Source organism: Dyella sp. SG609 (assembly GCF_012275375.1).
GTDB classification, from domain to species: Bacteria; Pseudomonadota; Gammaproteobacteria; order Xanthomonadales; family Rhodanobacteraceae; genus Dyella_D; species Dyella_D marensis.
Map to the genome: position 1 here is coordinate 194,996 of NZ_JAAZQJ010000005.1, position 18,291 is coordinate 213,286.

The following is an 18,291-nucleotide window of genomic DNA, read 5'->3' on the forward strand; positions in this document are numbered from 1 at the left end:
CGTTACTTGGTGGGATACGGCTGCGACGCCGGCGCCGCCCCCGCCGCCTGCTGGCGCAGCGGCGCCAGCGATTCGAACTTCTGCTGGTACTCGTCGGTGATCTGCTTGGCTTCCTCGCTGCTGCCGATCACCTTCGGGGTGATCAGCACGATCAGCTCGGTGCGCGTGCGGTTGCGGTTGGTCGAGCCGAACAGGCGGCCCAGCACCGGGATGCGGTTGAGGCCGGGGATGCCGACGTCGGTGGTGCCGTCCTGCTGCGAGATCAAGCCGCCCAGCAGCACCGTCTGCCCGCTCTGCACCGCCACCTGGGTGCCCATCGAGCGCTGCGAGATGGTCGGGTTGGACTGGCCGGCCGGATAGCTCGGCGAGCTCACCTGCTGCTGCACGTTGAGATAGACCAGGCCGCCGGGATTCACGCGCGGCTGCACGTTGAGGATCACGCCGGTATTGAGGTAGTTCACCTGGTTGTAGGTGGCCGTGCCCACGCCGGGGTTCACGCTGGTCTGGTTGATCGGCACCTGGTCGCCGACCTGGATCTGCGCGATCTGGTTGTTCAGCACCACCAGCGAGGGCGCCGACAGCGTCTTGGTATTGCCGTTCTGCTCCAGCGCGCGCACCGCCACCTGCAGGTTGTGGTTGATGAAGGAGTAGAAGAACGCGTCGCCGGCCGAGGTGCTGGTGCCGGGGTTGTAGGTGACGCCGCCCTGGCCCAGGCCCCACTGCTGCTGGTTGCCCGGCTGGCCCGGCGTGTAGGTGCCGTTGCCGTTGTTGGTGCCGCCGATCAGGCCTTCCAGGTACCACTGCACGCCGAACTGGAACTGGCCGGTGAGCTTTACCTCCAGGATGCGCGTCTCGATCTGCACCTGCAGCGGCGTGTTGTCCAGGCGCTTGATCGCCGATTCGATCTCCGACCACTGCGAAGGACGCGCGCGCACCAGCAGCTGGTTGTTCGCGTCCACCGAGCTGATGCGCACGCTGCCGTCCTCGGAGCTGTACTGCTGCGGCGCCTGGTTGGCGCCGCCGCTGCTTTGCTGCGAGCCGAAGGTGCTGCCGATCGAGGCGCCGGGGCCGCCGAAGCCGCCGGTCTTGCTGGCGTCGCCGCCGTTGAAGCCGGCGCCGGAATTGATGCCGCTGTTGAGGCCGCTGTTCATGCCGCCATTGAGGCCGCCGCTGCTGCCGCCCAGCCCGCCGGTAGTGCTGCTGCCGAAGCTGCCGGCGGTGCTGCCCATGCCGCTGGCGGAGCCGTAGCTGTTGTCGCTGCCGCCCAGCGTGCCCGCGTTGAGGCCGGGGCCGACGCGGCCGCCGGAACTGCCGCCGCCGTTGCCGCTGGCGTAGATCTGCGCCAGGTACTGGGCCAGGTCCGAGGCCTTGATGTTGCGCACGTCATACACGAACAGCTGCGGCTCGTTGCCGCCGCCGCGGTCGATCTTCTCGATCCACTGCCCCACTTCCTGCAGGTAGTTCGGCTGCGTGCTGATCACCACCAGCGCATTGGTGCGCTCGATCGGGATGAAGCGCAGCATGCCGGCCAGCGGCGTGTCGCCCTTGGCGCCGAACATGCCGTCCAGCTTGGGCATCAGCTCGGCCACGCTGGCGCGCTGCAGGTTGAACACGCCGACCGACATGCCGCGCAGCCAGTCCACGTCGAAGGTGTTGATGGTGCGCTGGTAGTTGGCCAGGTCCTGCGGCGAGCCGGCCAGCACGATCAGGTTGCGCGAGGGGTCGGCCAGCAGGATCGCGTCCGGCCGCGCGAACGGCTTGATCAGCTTCTGCATCTCGGCGGCCGAGATGTAGCGCAGCGGGAACAGCCGCGCCTGCATGCCGGCGGCGGGCGCCGCGGCGCCCAGGCTGGGCACCAGATTGCCGGCCACGGCTTCCTTGGCCGGCACCACCACGTAGCCGCCGTTGCGCTTGATCAGCGCATTGCCGGTCCACGACAGCAGCGTTTCCAGGATCGGCATGGCCTGGCTGGAATCCACCGGCTCCGCCGTGGCAAACGAGATGTTGCCCTGCACGCCCGGCGCGATGGTGTAGTTCTGCTTGAGCAGGTCGCCCAGGATCGCTTTCACCACCGCCTGCACCGGCTGGTTCTCGAAGTTGAAGGTGACCGCGCCGTCGCCGCTGGCCGGCGTGCGCGGCGTGGCCAGCGCGGTGGGCTTGATGAAGTTGCCGCTGCCTTCGCTGATCTGCGGCGCGATGGTCTTGTTGTCGGCGGGGCCGACGCCGGTGTTCAGCGGCTGCGGCGCGGGCGCGGGCTTTTCGGTGCCGGCCATGGCCTCGCGCTGCAGCGCGCCGTCGTCCTTGGGCGGCGGCATGGAGGCGCAGCCGGCCAGCCAGACCGCCAGTGCGAGGCTGCCGATGCGGCATGCCGGCTTGGTGAAGTAAGGGGACATGGATCAGTGTGCTCCTTCAGGATTGCCGGCTTGCTGCTGTTGCTGCTGTTCGGCGCGACGCTTCTGGATGGCGGCCTTGAGCTGGCGGATGCGTTCGGCCTGCAGCGAGCTGTCGGCCTGCTGCGGGCGGGGTTCGTTGTTGTCGGGCGGCGGCTGCGGCGCGATGCCCGGCCCCACCCGCTGCACGGCGCCGGGCGGCACCGCGATCGGGCCGGTCATGTTGCCGGGCTGCTGCGGTGGCGGCGGCGGCTGGCCGTCGGCCTTGGGCGCGTCGATCGGCGCGCCGGCGGGCAGTTCCAGTTCGGTGCGGCCGCTGCCGGATTCGAACACCGCCGAGCGCGGCTTCACTTCCACCAGCTTCCAGCTGCCGTCCGGCAGCGAGGCGCCTTCGGCCACGCGCACGTCGGCGTCCTGGCCGCGCGTGTGCAGCAGGGCCATGTGCAGCCTGGAGGTGAGGATGATGCCGGTCAGCTGCATCTCGCCCAGGCTCGCGCCGCCCTTGGCGGCGCGGGTGATCGGCTTGCGGTCGGGATTGAACACCGGCTGCTGCCACACGATGCCGAACTGCTCCAGCGGCAGCGGCCGCGGCAGGTCGGCGGCGCTGTCGTGCATGTCCGGCAGGGGTTCGGTCGGGCGCGGCGGATTCCAGTGCACGCCGCGGCCGACGCCGGCCAGCAGCACGCACAGCAGCAGGGCGAGCACGCCGGCGATGCCGCCGAGCACGGGGGTGAGGCGGCGCTGCGCGGCGGCGTTCATGCGTCGTCCTCCCCGCCCGGCTGCTGCGGCGCGGCCTGCGTGGCGGGCGCGCCGCCGCTGGCCTGGCGCACGTAGCCGCACAGCGTGAACTGCACTTCCAGCGGCGGCGCGCTGTTGTTCTGCTGCGCGGCGACCGGGTTGCGGTAGACGCTCATCTCGTTGACGAACAGATACGGCGTGCCCTGTTCCAGGTCGTGCAGCACGGCGGCCAGCGGCTGCATGTCGCAGCGCAGGCTGATGCTCACCGCCACCTTGCGGTAAGGCTCGTCGTGGGTGGCCGGATTGGGCACCGGCATCTTCTGCGTCACTTCGCAGCTGCCGCCCTCGGCATGCGCGGCGACCACGTCGACCACGCGCTGCATCATGCCGGCGGCGGCCGCATTGGGATCGTCCTCGGGCAGGAAGGCATTGCTGGTGGCCTGGCCCTGGCCCAGCGCGGCGATGCGCTTGTCCAGCAGCGGCTTCTCGGCGATGGCGGCGGCGAAGCGCGATTGCGTGTCGCGCAGGTCGGCCATCTGCGCGTTGACGTCCAGCATCGGCGCCACGAACCACCAGTGCAGCAGCGCGAAATAAGCGATCACCAGCGCCACCAGCAGGAGCAGGAGCGCCGCGATGCGGCTGTCGCGGGGTTTCATCGCGGCCAGCTTCACGGCTGTTCTCCGCTGCTGGCGGCCGCGCCCGGCGCGCCCGGGCGCGCCGGCTTGGCCGGGATCTTCTTGCGCAGCTGCGCAACCATGTAGAAGCGTTCCTTGCCGGTCTGCGGGTCGGCCTGGATGGTGCCCTGGAAATTCGGATTGGCGATGACAGTGGAATCCTTCAGCGCATCGATCAGGCGTGCCGCCTGCGGACTCTGGCCCTGGAAACCGACCTGCCCGGTGTTGTCGATGCTCAGGCGTTCCAGCCACGCGGTCATCGGCAGGCGCTGGCTGAGATCCTGCAGCACAGCCAGCGCGGAAGAAGTGTTCTTCTTGCGCTCGGCCAGGAAGCCGGCGGCGCCGGCGATGTCCTGCAGCTGCTGGCGCAGCGCGCCGACTTTCTGCGCCTCGCCGCGCATGGTCTCGACCTGGGCCTGCATCTGCTCCAGCGCATCGCGCCGGTTGTGCAGCCACTCGCCCAGCACCAGGCCGGCCAGCACCACGATCGCCGCGGCCAGGGCCAGATTCAGCCGCTGGCGCGGCCGCGTGCGACGCGACGCCTGTTCCGGCGGCAGCAGGTTGACGCCGCAGCGGCCGGCGTCGACCGCCATGTCCACCGCGTCCACCGCGATGCCGAGCTGGCCGAGCCGGCCCAGCAGCGGGTCGAGCGTGGTGCGCGGCACGGCCACCAGTTCGGCGGCGATGCGGCCGGCCGGCGCCGGCGCGTTCAATTCGCGGATGTCGTAGCGCACCTGCTCGGGGCGGAACGGCGTCTGCCGGTCCATCTCGAACGCGCCGACCTGGCGCAGCGTGTCGCGCGCGGCATCGGGCAGCAGCAGCGGACGGCGCAGCACCTGCGCGGCGGGCAGGCACAGGGCCAGGCGCAAGTCCTCGCGATCGACGCCGCGCAGGCCGTCGGCCAGCGCGGCCTGCTGGCCGGAGGCTTCGAGTTCGTCGCTCCATTGCGCCAGCGGCTCGGACGAACCGTCGCGGCGCAGGCGCCAGTCGCCACCGGCGCGCTCCAGCAGATGCCAGGCCGCGCCGCCGCCGAAGCGCGCGCGCAGGCCCGCCGGCAGCAGCGCGGCAAGCTCGCCGCCCCACCAGGCGAAGAACCGCGGCAACGGCGAAGCCCGCCATGCGCGGCGCACCTGTTCGAGCTGCGGTCGCAGCGAGCTGGTCATGCTCATTCCCCGTCTCCCTCCTGCCAGCGAAGCACCGCGTACGGTTGCGTTCCGGCCCTGGCTCCCTGCAACCGCACCGTGGCACGCAGGATCGCCCGCGTGCCGTCCGGTAGCGTTGCCTCCGAACGAATACTATGCGTTACGCCCTGACTGCCGCCTAGGCCTTGCGTAGTACCGGCCTGCTGTCTTGCGGCGTAGGCCGCGTTCGCCTGGTCCGGCGTCATGCCGGGAATGGCCTGCATGGCCAGCGCCGGCGCGTAGTTCGGATCGGGCGCATTGCGGCCCGACCAGATCGTGATCTGCGATGCGATCTTGCGATACACCGCCGGGTCCATGCCCAGCACCATCTGCGCTTCCTCCAGGCTGGCGAACGGACCGTGGCGCGGGCCGTAGTCGCGGCCGGCCGCGAGGTAGGCCGCGTTGTTGTTCATGTCCGTGGGGTTGCCGAAGCTGCGCCATTCGACCACGCGCGAGGCCAGGTCGTTGGCCGCGCCGTCGTTCATGCCGGCGGCGCGGAACAAGGCCTTGAGCACCTCGGGCGAGGCCGCGTTGAAATCGACCTTGCCGGTTTCGTCGACGATGCGGATGCCGACCTTGGCGTCCTCGTACTGGAGCGGATACACGCGCCCGTCGGGAATCCAGCGCCGGTCCGGCGAGGGCGTGAGCAGCGCATAGATGGCGCGGTTGATGCCCGCCTCCGCCGCGTAATGCGCGCGCAGCTGGGCGAACTGGTAGCGCGCCTGCAGGCCTTCGTTGCGCGCCAGCAGCGCATAGCCGCCGAGCACGATCGCCAGCAGGGTGCAGGCCCACAGCACCACCAGCAGCGCGACGCCGCGCTGGCGTGCCGGGCTCGCGCTGGCCTGGCGCCTGCTCATCGCGTCACCGGCTGGCGGCGCAGGCCACGCAGCAGGTCCATCTGCTGGCCGGCGGTGGGATCGATGCGCAGCGGCGCATCCAGCCGCGGCCAGTCGTGCAGGCCGTCGAGCTTCAGCTCCACGCGCACCACGCGCGGCAGCAGGCGCGGGTCGGGCCAGGTCGCCTGCCAGGTGCCGGGCTGGTCGGGCAGGTCCGGCGTGCGATAGCTGAAATGTCCTTCGCGCACGTCGTCCATCAGCACTTCGGGTTCGCCCAGCGGCTTGGGATTGCTGCCGTCGGGCGGCAACAGCGCGAAGCGCACTTCCAGCCGCGAGCCGCCTTTGTCGTTGGACACGAGTTTCCACTCCTGCAGCTGCGGCCCCAGCTTGCCCAGATAACCCGGCAGCGGCGCGACGAAGCGCATGCTCTGCGCATCGCCGGTGAAATAGATACTGTCTCCGTTCTGATCGCGACCCTGCGGCACCGCCGCGATCTGGGTCAGTTCCTGGCGCATGAACTGCTGGGCCGAACGCAACTGGTCCAGCCGCTCCACCGCGATCGAACCGGAACGCACGCTGCGCGTGGCGGTGCGCACGCCCGAATACACGCCCAGCAGCAGCAGTGCCATGAGTGCGAGTGCGCCGAGTACCTCCAGCAGGCTGAAGCCATGCTGTGCTCGCCGGGAACAGGGAACGGGGAACGGGGAACATGGACGTATGGACAAACGGGAGCGTCGCCGGCATATCCGCAACCTGCGTGTTCCCCGTTCCCCATTCCCCGTTCCCCGGCACTTCATCACTGCGGCCCATTCGGCGGCATGGTCAGGCGCAGCGTGCTGAAGTGCGCGGTGCGCTCGCTGCGGCCCTGGCCCCACAGCACGTCCAGATCCAGCTTGGTCAATACCAGCGAGGACAGCTGCTGCTGCGGGTCGACGTCCACCGGCGTCCACGGCGTCACCGTCAGGCGCCAGCGGTATTGCTGGTCGAAGCGGCCTTCGCTGCGGCCGGGCTTGAGCGGCCCCTCGGCGTCGACGGTATCGAGCAGGCTGTGCGCCCACAGCGCGGCGCGGGTGTAGTCGGCGGCGTTGTTGGTCAGGCCGATCGAGCCGCCGGTGACGCGCATCAGCGCGGTGAAGGCGATCGCCAGCAGCAGGATCGCGGCGATCACTTCCAGGAGGCTGAAGCCGCGCTGTGCGCGATGGGAACAGGGAATAGGGAATAGGGAATAGGAAAGCGGCGCGCTACCGGGCTGGGCATCGCGCGCTTGCACCGATTCCCTATTCCCTATTTCCCATTCCCTCTTAGTCACGTCGTCACCACACTCACCGCGCCGGTCAGCCACGACACATTGACCTGCCACTTGCGCTGCTCGCGCTGCAGGGTGATGTGGCCGCCGGTGGAGCTGCCGTCCGGAAAGAAGCGGATGCGGCCGGTGCTGCTGTCGGGCTGGTCTTCCTTGGCGCTGGTGATCGAGAGCTTCATGCCCGAGGGCAGGCGCACGTCGCGATGGTCGGCGCCTTTATAGGTGTTCTTGCGGATGTCGACGTCGAACACCTGCTCCTTGCCGGTGACGATCGCCTGCGCGCGCGTGGCGCGCAGCGCCGCGGCCATCTCGACGCTGGCCGCATTGACGCGCGCGCTGGCCAGGCCCTGCGAGACCGACACGGAAACCGCCGCCGCCGCGATCCCGATCAGCAGGATCACGGCGAGCATTTCCAGCAGGGTGAAGCCGTGTGCGCGCGAAGCGCGCAGGGAACGGGCAACGGGGAACGGGGAACGGGAAAAAGCGGCGGTGCGTACCGCCGCTCCTTGTTCCCCGTTCCCCGTTCCCCGTTCCCCTTTCATCGCTTACTGCCAGTTGCCCACGTCGGCGTTGTAGCCGTCGCCGCCGGGCTGGCCGTCCTGGCCGTAGAAGATGAGGTCGAAGTTGCCGTGCTCGCCGGGGTACTTGTAGCCGAAGGCATGGCCCCAGGGATCCTTGAGCTCCGATTCCTTCGCATACGGACCCTGCCAGTTGCGCGCATTGGCCGGCTTGGCGATCAGGTCCTGCAGCTGCTGCGGCGGCGAGCCGTTGTCCAGCGCGTAGTTCTCGACCTTCTGGCTGAGCGTGGTGAGCTGCGCCTTGCCGGCGCCGTACTTGCCCTTGTCCACGTTCTTGCCGACCTGGGTCACCACCACCGCGCCGATGATGCCGATCAGCACGATCACCGCGAGCATTTCCAGCAGGGTGAAGCCGCTGGTACGGCGGGGAATAGAGAATCGGGAATCGGGAATCGGAAAAGCAGTGCGCCGCGCGGTACGGCGGTTTTCCCTATTCCCTACTCCCGATTCCCGATTCCCGACAACGAAACGTTTCATGACGTGATTCCCTCTCATTGAATATTGCTGGTAAGACTGAGCAGCGGCAGCAGGATCGCCGCCATGATGATGGCCACCAGGATGGTCATCACGATGGTCAGCGCCGGCACCAGCGCGGCGAGCAGGCGGTCGATCGCGCGCTTGCTCTCCAGTTCGAAGGTGTCGGCCACCTTCAGCAGCATCGTGTCGAGCTGGCCGGCCTCCTCGCCCACCTGCACCATCTGCAGGGCCAGCCGCGGGAAGCGCTGCGACTGGGCCAGCGCAAGGCTCAGACCCGAACCACCCTTCACTTGTTCCGCAGCCTGGGCCAGCGCCTCGTCCAGGGCCCGGTTGGAGGTGACCTGGCGGGCGATGGTGAGCGCCGACAGCAGCGGCACGCCGTTCTTGACCAGGGTGCCCAGGGTGCGGGCGATGCGGGCGGTCTCGACCTTCAGCAGCAGCGGGCCGACCACCCGCTTCTGCAATAACTTGCCGTGCCAGGCCAGGCGGTAGGCCGGGTCGCGCATGCGCGCGCGCCACACGAAGATGCCGCCGCCGATCAGCAGCACCAGCAGCCACCACCACGACTGGATCAGGTTGCCCAGCGCCAGCACCGCCTGGGTGATCAGCGGGATCGGCACCTGCATGTCCTCGAAGATCGGCACGAACTGCGGCACCACATAGGCCAGCAGCAGCACCAGCGAGCCGAGCACGCCGACCATCAGGAAGGCGGGATAGATCAGCGCATTGACGATGCTGCCGCGCAATTGCTGGCTGCGCTCGAGGTAGTCGGCCAGGCGGCGCAGGGTGTCTTCCAGCGAACCGCCGGCCTCGCCCGCGCGCACCAGGCTGATGTAGAGCTTGGGAAACACGCCGTGCTCTTCGTCGAAAGCCTGCGACAGCGTGGTGCCGCCGCGCACGCGGTCGCGCACGCGCTCGATCAGCTTCCTGGCGCGCTCGCCCTCGGGCAGGTCCAGCAGGATGCCCAGCGCGCGGTCCAGCGGCTGGCCGGCGCCCAATAGCGTGGCCAGCTGGTGGGTGAACTGCGCCAGCTGGTCGCCGGTGAACGGCCCGCGCTTGAACAGGCCGCCGAAGCTGCCGCTGCTGCCGGCCTCGTTGGCGGGGCGCGCTTCCAGCGGGGTGTGGCCCTGGTCCTGCAGGCGCGCGATCACCTCGTCGACGCTGGCCGCTTCCATTTCGCCGTGCAGGATGTCGCCGGTGTCGCTGACGGCGCGGTAGTGGAACTGGCTCATGTGCCGCTGCCGCTCGCGCGGGGAATAGGGAATAGGGAATTGGGAATAGGGAGCAGCGCGGCGCAAGCCTTGGAAGCTGGGGCGGCAGATCTTTCATAGGGCGCATGGAATAACGGCAGCGTCGGACCTTGCGCCGATTCCCTATTCCCTATTCCCCATTCCCGGCTCTCAGCCCTCCTGCGTGACACGCAACACCTCCTCGAGCGTGGTGATGCCCGCCACGGCCTTGGCGATGCCGTCCTCGTACATGGTGCGCATGCCCTCGGCGCGCGCCTGGCGCTCGATCTCGCCGGCGTCGGCGCGCTGCATCACCAGGCGGCGCAGCGGGTCGGACATCACCAGGAACTCCATGATGGCGCGGCGGCCGCGGTAGCCGGTGGGATTGGCCGCGCTGCTGCCGGGCTTCCACAGCCGGATCGGGCGCTCGTCGGTGTACTTGTGCAGCTCGAACTGCTCGATCACCTCGGGCAGCGCTTCGTAAGGCGTCGCGGTTTCCGGATCCAGCCGGCGCACCAGGCGCTGCGCCAGGATGCCGTTGACGGTGGAACCGAGCAGATAGTCTTCGACACCCATGTCCAGCAAGCGCGTGATGCCGCCCGCGGCGCTGTTGGTGTGCAGGGTGGACAGCACCAGGTGGCCGGTGAGCGCGGACTGGATCGCGATGCGGCAGGTTTCCAGGTCGCGCATTTCGCCGATCATGATCACGTCCGGATCCTGGCGCACGATCGAGCGCAGGGCGCCGGCGAAGTCCAGCCCGATCTGCGGCTTCACCTGGATCTGGTTGATGCCTTCGATCTGGTATTCGACCGGGTCCTCGACGGTGATGATCTTCACGTCCGGCGTGTTGATCTTGCCCAGCGCGGTGTACAGCGTGGTGGTCTTGCCCGAGCCGGTGGGGCCGGTGACCAGCAAAATGCCGTGCGGGCGCTCCAGCACGTCGACGAAGCGCTGCTGGAAAGCGGAAGTGAAACCCAGGGTGGAGAAATCGAACACCACCGATTCGCGGTCGAGGATACGCATCACCACCGACTCGCCGAAGCTGGTCGGCACGGTGGACACGCGCAGGTCCAGTTCCTTGCCCTGCACGCGCAGCTGGATGCGGCCGTCCTGCGGCAGGCGCCGCTCGGCGATGTTGAGCTTGGCCATGATCTTGACGCGCGAGATCACCGCGGCGGTGGAACTGGACGGCGGCGCTTCCACTTCGTGCAGCACGCCGTCGATGCGGTAGCGCACTTTCAGGCGGTTCTCGAATGGCTCGATGTGCACGTCCGAGGCGCGCTGCTCCACCGCGCGCTGCAGGATCAGATTGACCAGGCGGATGACCGGCGCTTCGGAAGCCAGGTCGCGCAGGTGCTCGACGTCGTCCTCCACCGCGGCGCCGCCGTCGAGGTTCTCCACGATGGTGCCCATGGCGGAGCGGCCGGAGCCGTAATAACGCTCGATCAGGTCGTCGATTTCCGAGCGCAGGCCGATGCGCAGCGTGACCGGCCGCCCGGCGGCCAGTTCCACCGCCTGCAGCGGATAGGGGTCGGCCGGATCGGACACCAGCAGGGCCAGGCCGTCGTCGCCGTCGCGCACCGGCACCACGTGGTGCAGCTTGAGGAAGCGCGGGGACAGGTCCAGTTCCGCCGGCGGCAACTCCGGCGCCTCGCGCGCGGCGAGCAGGGGCGTGTGCAGCAATTCGGACCAGGCCTCGGCCAGGTCGCGCTCGGACACCAGGCCCAGGCGGGCCATCAGCGCCGTCAGCGTGCCCTCGGGCGACTCTTCATGCAGCCGCCGCGCGCGCGCCAGATCGCTGTCTTTCAGCCGCCCCCGCGCCACCAGCAGGTCGCATACCGCGGCTTCGCGGTTGCTTTCTGCGGCTCCATCGCCGGGCGCCGGCTTGGCCACTGCCGACATCACACACCCCACATCTCAAGTCCAGGTCGCGCCCGCGATGCTCCGTGCATCGCCCCTGCCGGGCGAGTGAAGCGCCATTGTTAACACAACCATCGTGGCAGTGGCGAGCATGCTCCCGCGGCACTGAGATGTCGTAAGAAAAAGGCAAAAATATCTGTCTTAATCGGACAATAGAGCAGTGCAGCGCAGCATCGGACCATCGCGCCGATGCCGCGCCGCGGCTTTCTCCTTATGCCTTAAAGACCTATGCCCAGGCCCATGCCTCCGGCGGTTTCGCCGCCCCCGGCGATCGCCGTGCCCAGGGTCAACCGCGCCCGCGAACTGATCTGCCGCGAAAAGCCGACCGACAGCGCCCCTTGGCCGCGATAGCCGCCCACCGCCACCCCCAGGCTGCTGCCATCGAAGCCCTGCGTGCTGGAGGACATCAGCGACATCGCCACGCCGATCGCGCCGACGCGGTTGATGCGCGTGTCGAGCGTATTGAACTGGTCGTCGACGTGGCGGCGCAGGTCGTCCAGCTCGCGGCGGCTGGCGAGATTGCCGAGTTTCTGGTCGGTATAGGCCTTGGCCTGGGTCAGGGTCTGGCGATCGCCGGCGTCGGCGTAGCTCTTGGCCGTGCTCAGCGCTTCCTGCACCTGGCTGCCGGTAGCGGCCGCCGGGTCGGGGGTGTAGCCGATGGCCGGGCCTGGATCCTTGGCGCTGCCGGCGGCCACGCGCTGATCGAGCGCGGCAAGGCGGCTGCTCAACTCGCCGAGGCCGACATTGATGCTGCCCACCGAGCTGCCGAGCACGCTCTGCAGCTGGCTCAGGTTCACCGCATCGGTCGCCTGCGTGCCGGCGGCGACGTCGGTGATCTGGCGTTCGGCGCCGGCGCTGCCCACCGACACCGTGTTCGCGCGCAAGGCCTTCGAGCCGGCACCGAGCGCGACGCTGTTGACCATGCTGGCGCTGCTGTCGGCGCCCAGCGCCACACCCGACGCGCCGGTGACGGTCGCTTCCGAACCGATGGCGACCGCCTTGTCGGCACGCGCCTTGGCCAGCGAACCCAGCGCTGCGCTATCCGCGCCGGAAGCTTCCGCGCCCGCGCCGAAAGCCGAGGCTCCCGCTCCGGCGGCGCTGGCGCCCGCACCGACGGCGGTACCGAGGATGCCGCTGCTGGTGGCCGCCGCTTCGATCGGCGCCCCCGCATCGTCCGTCAGCACCAGCTTTCCATCGCCGTCCAGCGCGCGGCCACCGATGGCGACGCTGCCGGCGGCGGTCGCCTGCGCGCTCTCGCCGTAGGCCGTGCTGGCCAGGCCGGATGCCACGGAGCCGAAGCCTGCCGCGGTCGCATAGCCGGCATTGGTGCTGGCGCCGCTGCCGAAGGCCGAGGCGCCATAGCCGAACGCGCTGGCATTCGCGCCCAGCGCCGTGCTGTTCGCATCGTTGGCGAAGCTGCGGTAACCCATCGCCACGCTTTCGCTGGCGTTGGCGATGCTGCTGGCGCCATACGCGCTGGCGGCAACGCCCAGCGCGGCGCTGCCGGCGCCGGTGGTGGTGGCGTCGGCCTCGTCGGCCAGCGCGTTCTCGCCCAGCGCCGTGCCGCGGTCGCCGTTGGCCGTGGCTCCGGCACCGCCGGTGGTGGTGCCGGTGGGCGCGTTCTGCGCCGACGCATCGGTCATCCCGTACAGCGCCAGGCAGGCTGCCAAGACGGACACACGCAAAGCCGAGGATGCACGGCGGTTGTCGTTGCAAGATTTGTTCATCGGAATGGCACTCCTCAAAGGTCGGACAGGCGCGCGCCGCGCCGCCGCGCACTCGCGCGGCGGCGCTGCGGCGCTGCTGTTACATGCTGTAGGTGGCCTGCAGGCTCACGTTGGCGTAGGGCCGCAGGCCCACCAGCTTGATGAAGTAGGAACCCGCCGCAGGACGCGCCACCACCACGCTCTCGCTGTTGCCGGGATGCACGGAGAGGTAGGAATAACTCGTCGGCATCGGCTCGTTGCCTGCGCGCACCACCAGCGAAACGTCGCCGGTGCCGCCGAAGCTGCGGATGTTCAGCGAGCGCGCGCCGGGCGGCACGGTCAGCAGATAGAGCCGCTCGCTGCCTGCCGCACCCGCCAGCGCGGGCAAGGCCTTGCCGCTGTCGAGTTCGATGAAGGCCGTGCCGCCATTGCCGCCCTGGCGCCAGCTGGCGTACTGCCTGGCCAGCTCCGCGTCGGAGAGACACGCATTGAGGCTGCTCGCCTGCACGGCATTCAGCAGGCCGATGCGGGCCAGCATGGCGGCATGGCCACGTATACCCGCCGCATAGTCGCCCACGGTGGCGGACGTGGTCGCGAGCATCTTCGCCTGCGCCGCGATATTCGCGCCCACGATCACGCCGCCCGGCACCCAGGTCGGCACGCCGGTATCGCAGGTACCGAGCAATTGGCCGCCGCTGTTGACGCGCCAGCCTTCGTCCAGGAACAGCGACGGGGTCAGGTCCAGGTCGATATGGCCTTTCAGATCGGGACTCAATGCGAATTCCATCAACGCATTGGGCGAAAGACGCGTGTCGAAATGCACGAAGGACGACCCGGGCTGCACGGTCCTGGGCGCATAGAGCTGCACGTAGCCGGACGGATCGATGCCCGCCGGCACCGCGCGCATGGCCACGCTCAAGCCGGCGAGATTCCCCTTGAGCACATCGGCCTCGGCCTGCTCCAGCAGCAAAGTCGGAATCGTGACCGCAACACCGGCGCCGGCATGGATCGAGACGTCAGGCCCGGCCGGGTCGTACGCGAGGATCGCGCCGGTGGCTCCGGCCGCCTGCGCGAAGCGCGCCTTCGTCACGCCGTCGCAGGTGCCGGTGTCGATCAGCGCGATATGGCCCGCCACCGCGGCGGCGTTGTCGAAAGCGCTGCAGCCTTGTGCATTGCTTCCGGTCACCGCGCGTACCACGGTTCCGCTGAAATTGGCGGGAGTCGCCGCCGGGCCAAGCGCCAGCGGGGAGAAGCCGTACTCCTTGGCAATCGCCGCAGGCGCGGTCACCTGCAACGCGTTGCGCGTACCCAGCGCCAGCGGCGCATGGGCCCTGACGTTGGCGCCGGTGAAGACGAGATGCCCATCGTTCAACGCCGAGCTGGCGCGTTCGGCGTTGGACATGTCGTACCACCGCCTGCCCTTGGCATTGTCGTAGGCAAACAGCGAATAGATGTCGGGCACTGGCGTACCATCGCCGTCCATCGCCGGCGCTCCGGTTTCCACATCGCCGAAGCCGAGAAAGCCGAGGCCGTGCGCCATCTCGTGCAATACGACGTTGAGGAAGTTGCTCTGGCCGCGCGGTGTGTTGCCGTCCAGGCCTAAGTACCAGCCCGACCCTTCCAGGCATCCCGGCGTGCCGATCGCGCCATTGAACGCGGCATTGATGTCCACCGCCCCGGGAGTCAGATCCCGCCCGCTCAACGCCTTGGCCAAAGCGATGTGATAAGCGACACCCGGCCGGATACCCGCCCCCGAAGCGAAAGTAAAAATGTTGGCGGGGCCTGCCTGGCCCAGCGTTGCGCCATCGGCAGTACATGCCAGCTTCTTGAACGAAGCGCCCACGATGATCGGTGGGCGGCTCTTCAGCACGCTGCCCCACAGCGAGGCCGCATATTCGAAGACGATGCGCGCCTGCTCGCCGCGGGTCTTGCCGGGGTTGCCGCCGACGGGCGCCGCGGCGGCCGGATCGTCCAGTCCCGTGCCGGTACCGACATCGCGATTGTTGATGCGGATTTCCGCCGGCGCCGCACCCGCTGCGGCCATCAGACCGCCGGCCAGCAGCATCAGCCATGGTTTGCGCCGGCTCATGGGGTGGCCTCCGGCGCGGCAGCGGCGGCACCGGCCGCGTGATGCATGCGATATTCGCCATCTGCACCGCGCTCCATCACCAGCCGGCTCTGCAAGCGGTCGGGGAGTGTCGCGATCTTGCCCTTGCTGCCGTTGCCGAGATCGACTTCGCGCCAACGCAGGCGCTCGTCGGCCTTCGCCGGCGTGCCGAGCGCGCGCAGCAAGGCCTGATCCCCTTGCGTGGCGCGCTGCAGCCGCGCCATCTCCGCGTCGGTGGGCGCGCGCAGTTCGCCGGTAAGCGGGTCGCGGAAGACGACCTGATGGCTTTGCGTCGCCGCCGGCGCCTTCGCCGGCTGCTCCGCCGCCGATGCCGCCGTCGCCAGAAGCGCGATCAGCGCCAGGCCCAGAGCGTGCGTGCTTGTCTCGTTCTTCAAAACCTGTACTCCTCAATCCGATGAAGTGCGCCGCGCGGAAACTGCTGGGGCGCGGACGTTCGAGCGGCCGCACTTGCCCGCCGCCGGCGGAGGCCGGCGGTGCGGTCGAAGGGCGATGGAACATGCCGCGCGACCGTGGGGTATCCGGCCGCGCGCGATGGCGAAACGCTCGATCTCCATGCCCGAGCAGACCCGGCATGGCGACCCGATTATGGACAGCGAAGTCCGTGAAGTGCCTTCACGGTTCGTCGACTTTCGGACATTTCTTAAGGAGCAAGTGCCGCAATAAAAAAAGGCCGGTGCATGACGCACCGGCCTTGGTGAAGCTGACCAGCTTGCGGCATCAGGCGGATAGTTCTCCGCCCGATGCCAGGTTTTACCAGCCCACGCCCAGGCCGACGCCGCCCGAGCTTTCCCCGCCGCCCGCCACCGCCGCGCCGAAGGTCAGATTCGCCCGCGGCGACAGCTGCCTGGAATAACCCACCGACAAGGCAGCCTGCCCGCGGTAGCCACCGACACCCACGCCCACGCGGTTCTCCGTATTGATGCCCTGCGTGCTGAAGGACATCTGCGCCATCGCCGTGCCCATCGCGCCGACGCGGCTCACGCGCGTATTGACCGAGCGGAACTGCCCGTCGACGTGTTCGCGCAGGGCGCTCAGGTCGCTGCTGCTGGCGAAGCTGCCGAGCTTCTGGTCGGTGTAGGCCTTCGACTGCGTCAGCGTCTGGCGGTCGCCGGCATCGGCATAGCTCTTGGCGGTGGTCAGCGCTTCGTCCACCTGGCCGACGTTCGCCGCATCCGTGGCCTGCGTGCCCGCGGCGACGTTGACGATCTGCCGCTGCGTGGCCGCATTGCCGACCGACACGGTATTGGCGCGATCGGCCACCGCACCCTGGCCCAGCGCCACCGCACCGGCGGCGCTGGCGGATGCGCCCTGGCCTATGGCCGTGGCCGAGGCGGCGGTGACGTTGGCGCTTTCGCCGACCGCCACCGCGTTGGTGGCGACGGCGGCGATCGTGCTGTTCGCACCCACCGCCGTACTGCCATCCGCATTGACCTTCGCGTTGCCGCCGATCGCGGTGTCGTTGGGACCGGCCGCGTAGCTGTCGCCGCCGATCGCCGTGCCGTGATCCCCGCCGGCAGCCGCGCCCGCACCGAGCGCGACGCCCTTCGAACCCGTTGCGACACTCGCCGGCCCTGTGCCGTCCACCGCCAGCCGGCCGCCGAAGCTGCCGTCGCCGGTGGTCACGCGCTGATCCAGCGCGGTGAGGCGGTTATTGAGATCGCCGATGCCCGCGTAGATGTTGCTGACCGAGCCATTGAGCGCGCCGATCGCGTCGAACACGCTGGTATAGCTGCCGCCCTGCACGGTGAAGGCGCTGGCGACCAGGGCGCCGTTGCCGTCAACGTCCGCGTTGCCGCCGATCAGGCGCAGCACGTCCCGCACCTGGCCGACCGTCACCGCATCGTCGCGCCGCGCGCCGGCCTTGAGGTTGGACAGGCGCGTGCCGCTGGCGCCGGCCAGGGTGGCCTGGCTCTTGTCGGCCGCGTCGTACGTCAGCGCATTGCCGACGCTAGCGCTCACCGCGCCCTGCAGCTGGGCGAGGTTCACCGCATCGGTGCCTTGCGTGCCGGCGGCGACATTGGCGATCTGCCGCTCCGCGCCGGCCTTGCCCACCGACACGGTGTTCGCGCGCGTGGCCTGCGAGCCGGCGCCCAGCGCCACGCTCGATGCCGCGGTGGCGGAAGAGCCGTAGCCGATGGCGACGGATTGCGAGCCGCTGGACGTCGCCAGCGTGCCGAGTGCCGTGCTCAGCGAGCCGGAAGCTTCGGCGCCCAGACCGTAAGCGGATGCGCCGAGTGCGCTCGCCTTCGCGCTCGCACCCACCGCCGTGCCGCCGACGCCTGCACTGGTGGCGGCCGTGGTGATCGGCTGGCCGTTGGCATCGTTCAGCAGTGCCGCGCCGTCTTCGTCCACCGCGTTGCCGCCGACCGCCACGCTGGCGGCGCCTGCCGCCTGCGCACCCGCGCCGAACGCGGCGCTGTTCTTCCCGGAAGCGACCGCGCCGTAACCGGCTGCCGTCGCATAGTCGGCATTGGTGTTGGCGCCGCTGCCGAACGCCGAGGCACCCACGCCGAATGCATTGGCATTCGCACCCACCGCCGTCCCGTTCGCATCGTTGGCGAAGCTGCGGTAACCCACCGCCACGCTCTCTTCGCCGTTGGCGATGCTGCTGGCGCCGGAAGCCACGCTGTGCACGCCGAAGGCTGCGGCATCGTCGCTGCCGTCTTTCGCGCCGTCGGCGGTGAAGTAGTGATTCGATGCGGTGCCCTGCACGGCGGTATCCAGCTGCTGCTTGTTCACCGCATCCGTGGCCTGCGTGCCGGCGGCGACGTTGGCGATCTGCCGTTCCGCGCCGGCCTTGCCCACCGACACGGTGTTCGCGCGCGTGGCCTGCGAGCCGGCGCCCAGCGCCACGCTCGATGCCGTGGTGGCGGAAGAGCCGTAGCCGATGGCGACGGATTGCGAGCCGCTGGACGTCGCCAGCGTGCCGAGTGCCGTGCTCAGCGAGCCGGAGGCTTCAGCGCCAAGACCGTAAGCGGATGCGCCAAGTGCACTCGCCTTCGCGCTCGCACCCACCGCCGTGCCGCCGACGCCTGCACTGGTGGCGGCCGTGGTGATCGGCTGGCCGTTGGCATCGTTCAGCAGTGCCGCGCCGTCTTCGTCCACCGCGTTGCCGCCGACCGCCACGCTGG

At 69.4% G+C, this 18,291-nt stretch carries 15 protein-coding genes; all 15 read right to left on the minus strand.

What is annotated here, in order from left to right:
* Positions 1-2: 2 nt before the first annotated feature.
* Entirely contained in the window at positions 3-2,393 is a 2,391-nt protein-coding gene (gene gspD / locus FHW85_RS11340; protein ID WP_168648305.1) for a type II secretion system secretin GspD, read from the minus strand.
* 3 nt (positions 2,394-2,396) lie between these two features.
* The gene (locus FHW85_RS11345; protein ID WP_167253498.1) at positions 2,397-3,149 is read right to left on the minus strand and encodes a general secretion pathway protein GspN; all 753 of its coding nucleotides are present in this window, start codon (positions 3,147-3,149) and stop codon (positions 2,397-2,399) included.
* Positions 3,146-3,799 carry a type II secretion system protein GspM gene (gene gspM, locus FHW85_RS11350; protein ID WP_168648306.1) on the minus strand — a complete coding sequence of 218 codons (654 nt, stop codon included), beginning with the start codon at positions 3,797-3,799 and terminating at the stop codon, positions 3,146-3,148. The genes FHW85_RS11345 and gspM overlap by 4 nt, the downstream gene beginning before the upstream one ends.
* Positions 3,796-4,971, minus strand: coding sequence for a PilN domain-containing protein (locus FHW85_RS11355; RefSeq protein ID WP_168648307.1), 1,176 nt, complete (start codon positions 4,969-4,971; stop codon positions 3,796-3,798). The genes gspM and FHW85_RS11355 overlap by 4 nt, the downstream gene beginning before the upstream one ends.
* A complete protein-coding gene (locus tag FHW85_RS11360) occupies positions 4,968-5,840 on the minus strand; it encodes a type II secretion system protein GspK (protein ID WP_168648308.1) in 873 nt (290 codons plus the stop codon). Before FHW85_RS11360 ends, FHW85_RS11355 begins: the two co-directional genes overlap by 4 nt.
* On the minus strand, positions 5,837-6,544 hold the full coding sequence (locus tag FHW85_RS11365; protein WP_282597533.1) for a prepilin-type N-terminal cleavage/methylation domain-containing protein: 708 nt from the start codon (positions 6,542-6,544) through the stop codon (positions 5,837-5,839). Before FHW85_RS11365 ends, FHW85_RS11360 begins: the two co-directional genes overlap by 4 nt.
* A gap of 71 nt (positions 6,545-6,615) precedes the next feature.
* The gene (locus tag FHW85_RS11370; RefSeq protein ID WP_343203693.1) at positions 6,616-6,987 is read right to left on the minus strand and encodes a prepilin-type cleavage/methylation domain-containing protein; all 372 of its coding nucleotides are present in this window, start codon (positions 6,985-6,987) and stop codon (positions 6,616-6,618) included.
* Positions 6,988-7,124: 137 nt separating this feature from the next.
* Positions 7,125-7,571 (minus strand): GspH/FimT family pseudopilin, encoded by a 447-nt coding sequence (locus FHW85_RS11375; RefSeq protein WP_168648479.1) that lies wholly within the window; start codon positions 7,569-7,571, stop codon positions 7,125-7,127.
* A gap of 96 nt (positions 7,572-7,667) precedes the next feature.
* Positions 7,668-8,072, minus strand: a complete 405-nt coding sequence (gene gspG / locus FHW85_RS11380) for a type II secretion system major pseudopilin GspG (RefSeq protein WP_343203571.1) — start codon at positions 8,070-8,072, stop codon at positions 7,668-7,670.
* 119 nt (positions 8,073-8,191) lie between these two features.
* Entirely contained in the window at positions 8,192-9,409 is a 1,218-nt protein-coding gene (gene gspF, locus FHW85_RS11385) for a type II secretion system inner membrane protein GspF (protein WP_168648310.1), read from the minus strand.
* 168 nt (positions 9,410-9,577) lie between these two features.
* Positions 9,578-11,308, minus strand: coding sequence for a type II secretion system ATPase GspE (gene gspE, locus FHW85_RS11390; RefSeq protein ID WP_167253489.1), 1,731 nt, complete (start codon positions 11,306-11,308; stop codon positions 9,578-9,580).
* Between the two features lie 236 nt (positions 11,309-11,544).
* On the minus strand, positions 11,545-13,053 hold the full coding sequence (locus FHW85_RS11395; RefSeq protein WP_168648311.1) for a YadA-like family protein: 1,509 nt from the start codon (positions 13,051-13,053) through the stop codon (positions 11,545-11,547).
* A 79-nt stretch (positions 13,054-13,132) separates the two neighbouring features.
* The gene (locus FHW85_RS11400) at positions 13,133-15,121 is read right to left on the minus strand and encodes a PPC domain-containing protein (RefSeq protein WP_168648312.1); all 1,989 of its coding nucleotides are present in this window, start codon (positions 15,119-15,121) and stop codon (positions 13,133-13,135) included.
* Positions 15,118-15,534, minus strand: coding sequence for a hypothetical protein (locus tag FHW85_RS11405; RefSeq protein ID WP_167253485.1), 417 nt, complete (start codon positions 15,532-15,534; stop codon positions 15,118-15,120). The genes FHW85_RS11400 and FHW85_RS11405 overlap by 4 nt, the downstream gene beginning before the upstream one ends.
* A gap of 376 nt (positions 15,535-15,910) precedes the next feature.
* Positions 15,911-18,291: YadA-like family protein (locus FHW85_RS11410; RefSeq protein ID WP_210427762.1), on the minus strand; the 2,381-nt coding region annotated here is incomplete at its 5' end.

What these genes read in the sequence shown, in the direction of transcription:
- FHW85_RS11400 (WP_168648312.1), bottom strand. Translation starts at nt 15,121, where the DNA reads ATGAGCCGGCGCAAACCATGGCTGATGCTGCTGGCCGGCGGTCTGATG.
- FHW85_RS11360 (WP_168648308.1), bottom strand. Translation starts at nt 5,840, where the DNA reads ATGAGCAGGCGCCAGGCCAGCGCGAGCCCGGCACGCCAGCGCGGCGTC.
- gspD (WP_168648305.1), bottom strand. Translation starts at nt 2,393, where the DNA reads ATGTCCCCTTACTTCACCAAGCCGGCATGCCGCATCGGCAGCCTCGCA.
- FHW85_RS11395 (WP_168648311.1), bottom strand. Translation starts at nt 13,053, where the DNA reads ATGAACAAATCTTGCAACGACAACCGCCGTGCATCCTCGGCTTTGCGT.
- FHW85_RS11345 (WP_167253498.1), bottom strand. Translation starts at nt 3,149, where the DNA reads ATGAACGCCGCCGCGCAGCGCCGCCTCACCCCCGTGCTCGGCGGCATC.
- gspE (WP_167253489.1), bottom strand. Translation starts at nt 11,308, where the DNA reads ATGTCGGCAGTGGCCAAGCCGGCGCCCGGCGATGGAGCCGCAGAAAGC.
- gspF (WP_168648310.1), bottom strand. Translation starts at nt 9,409, where the DNA reads ATGAGCCAGTTCCACTACCGCGCCGTCAGCGACACCGGCGACATCCTG.
- FHW85_RS11355 (WP_168648307.1), bottom strand. Translation starts at nt 4,971, where the DNA reads ATGAGCATGACCAGCTCGCTGCGACCGCAGCTCGAACAGGTGCGCCGC.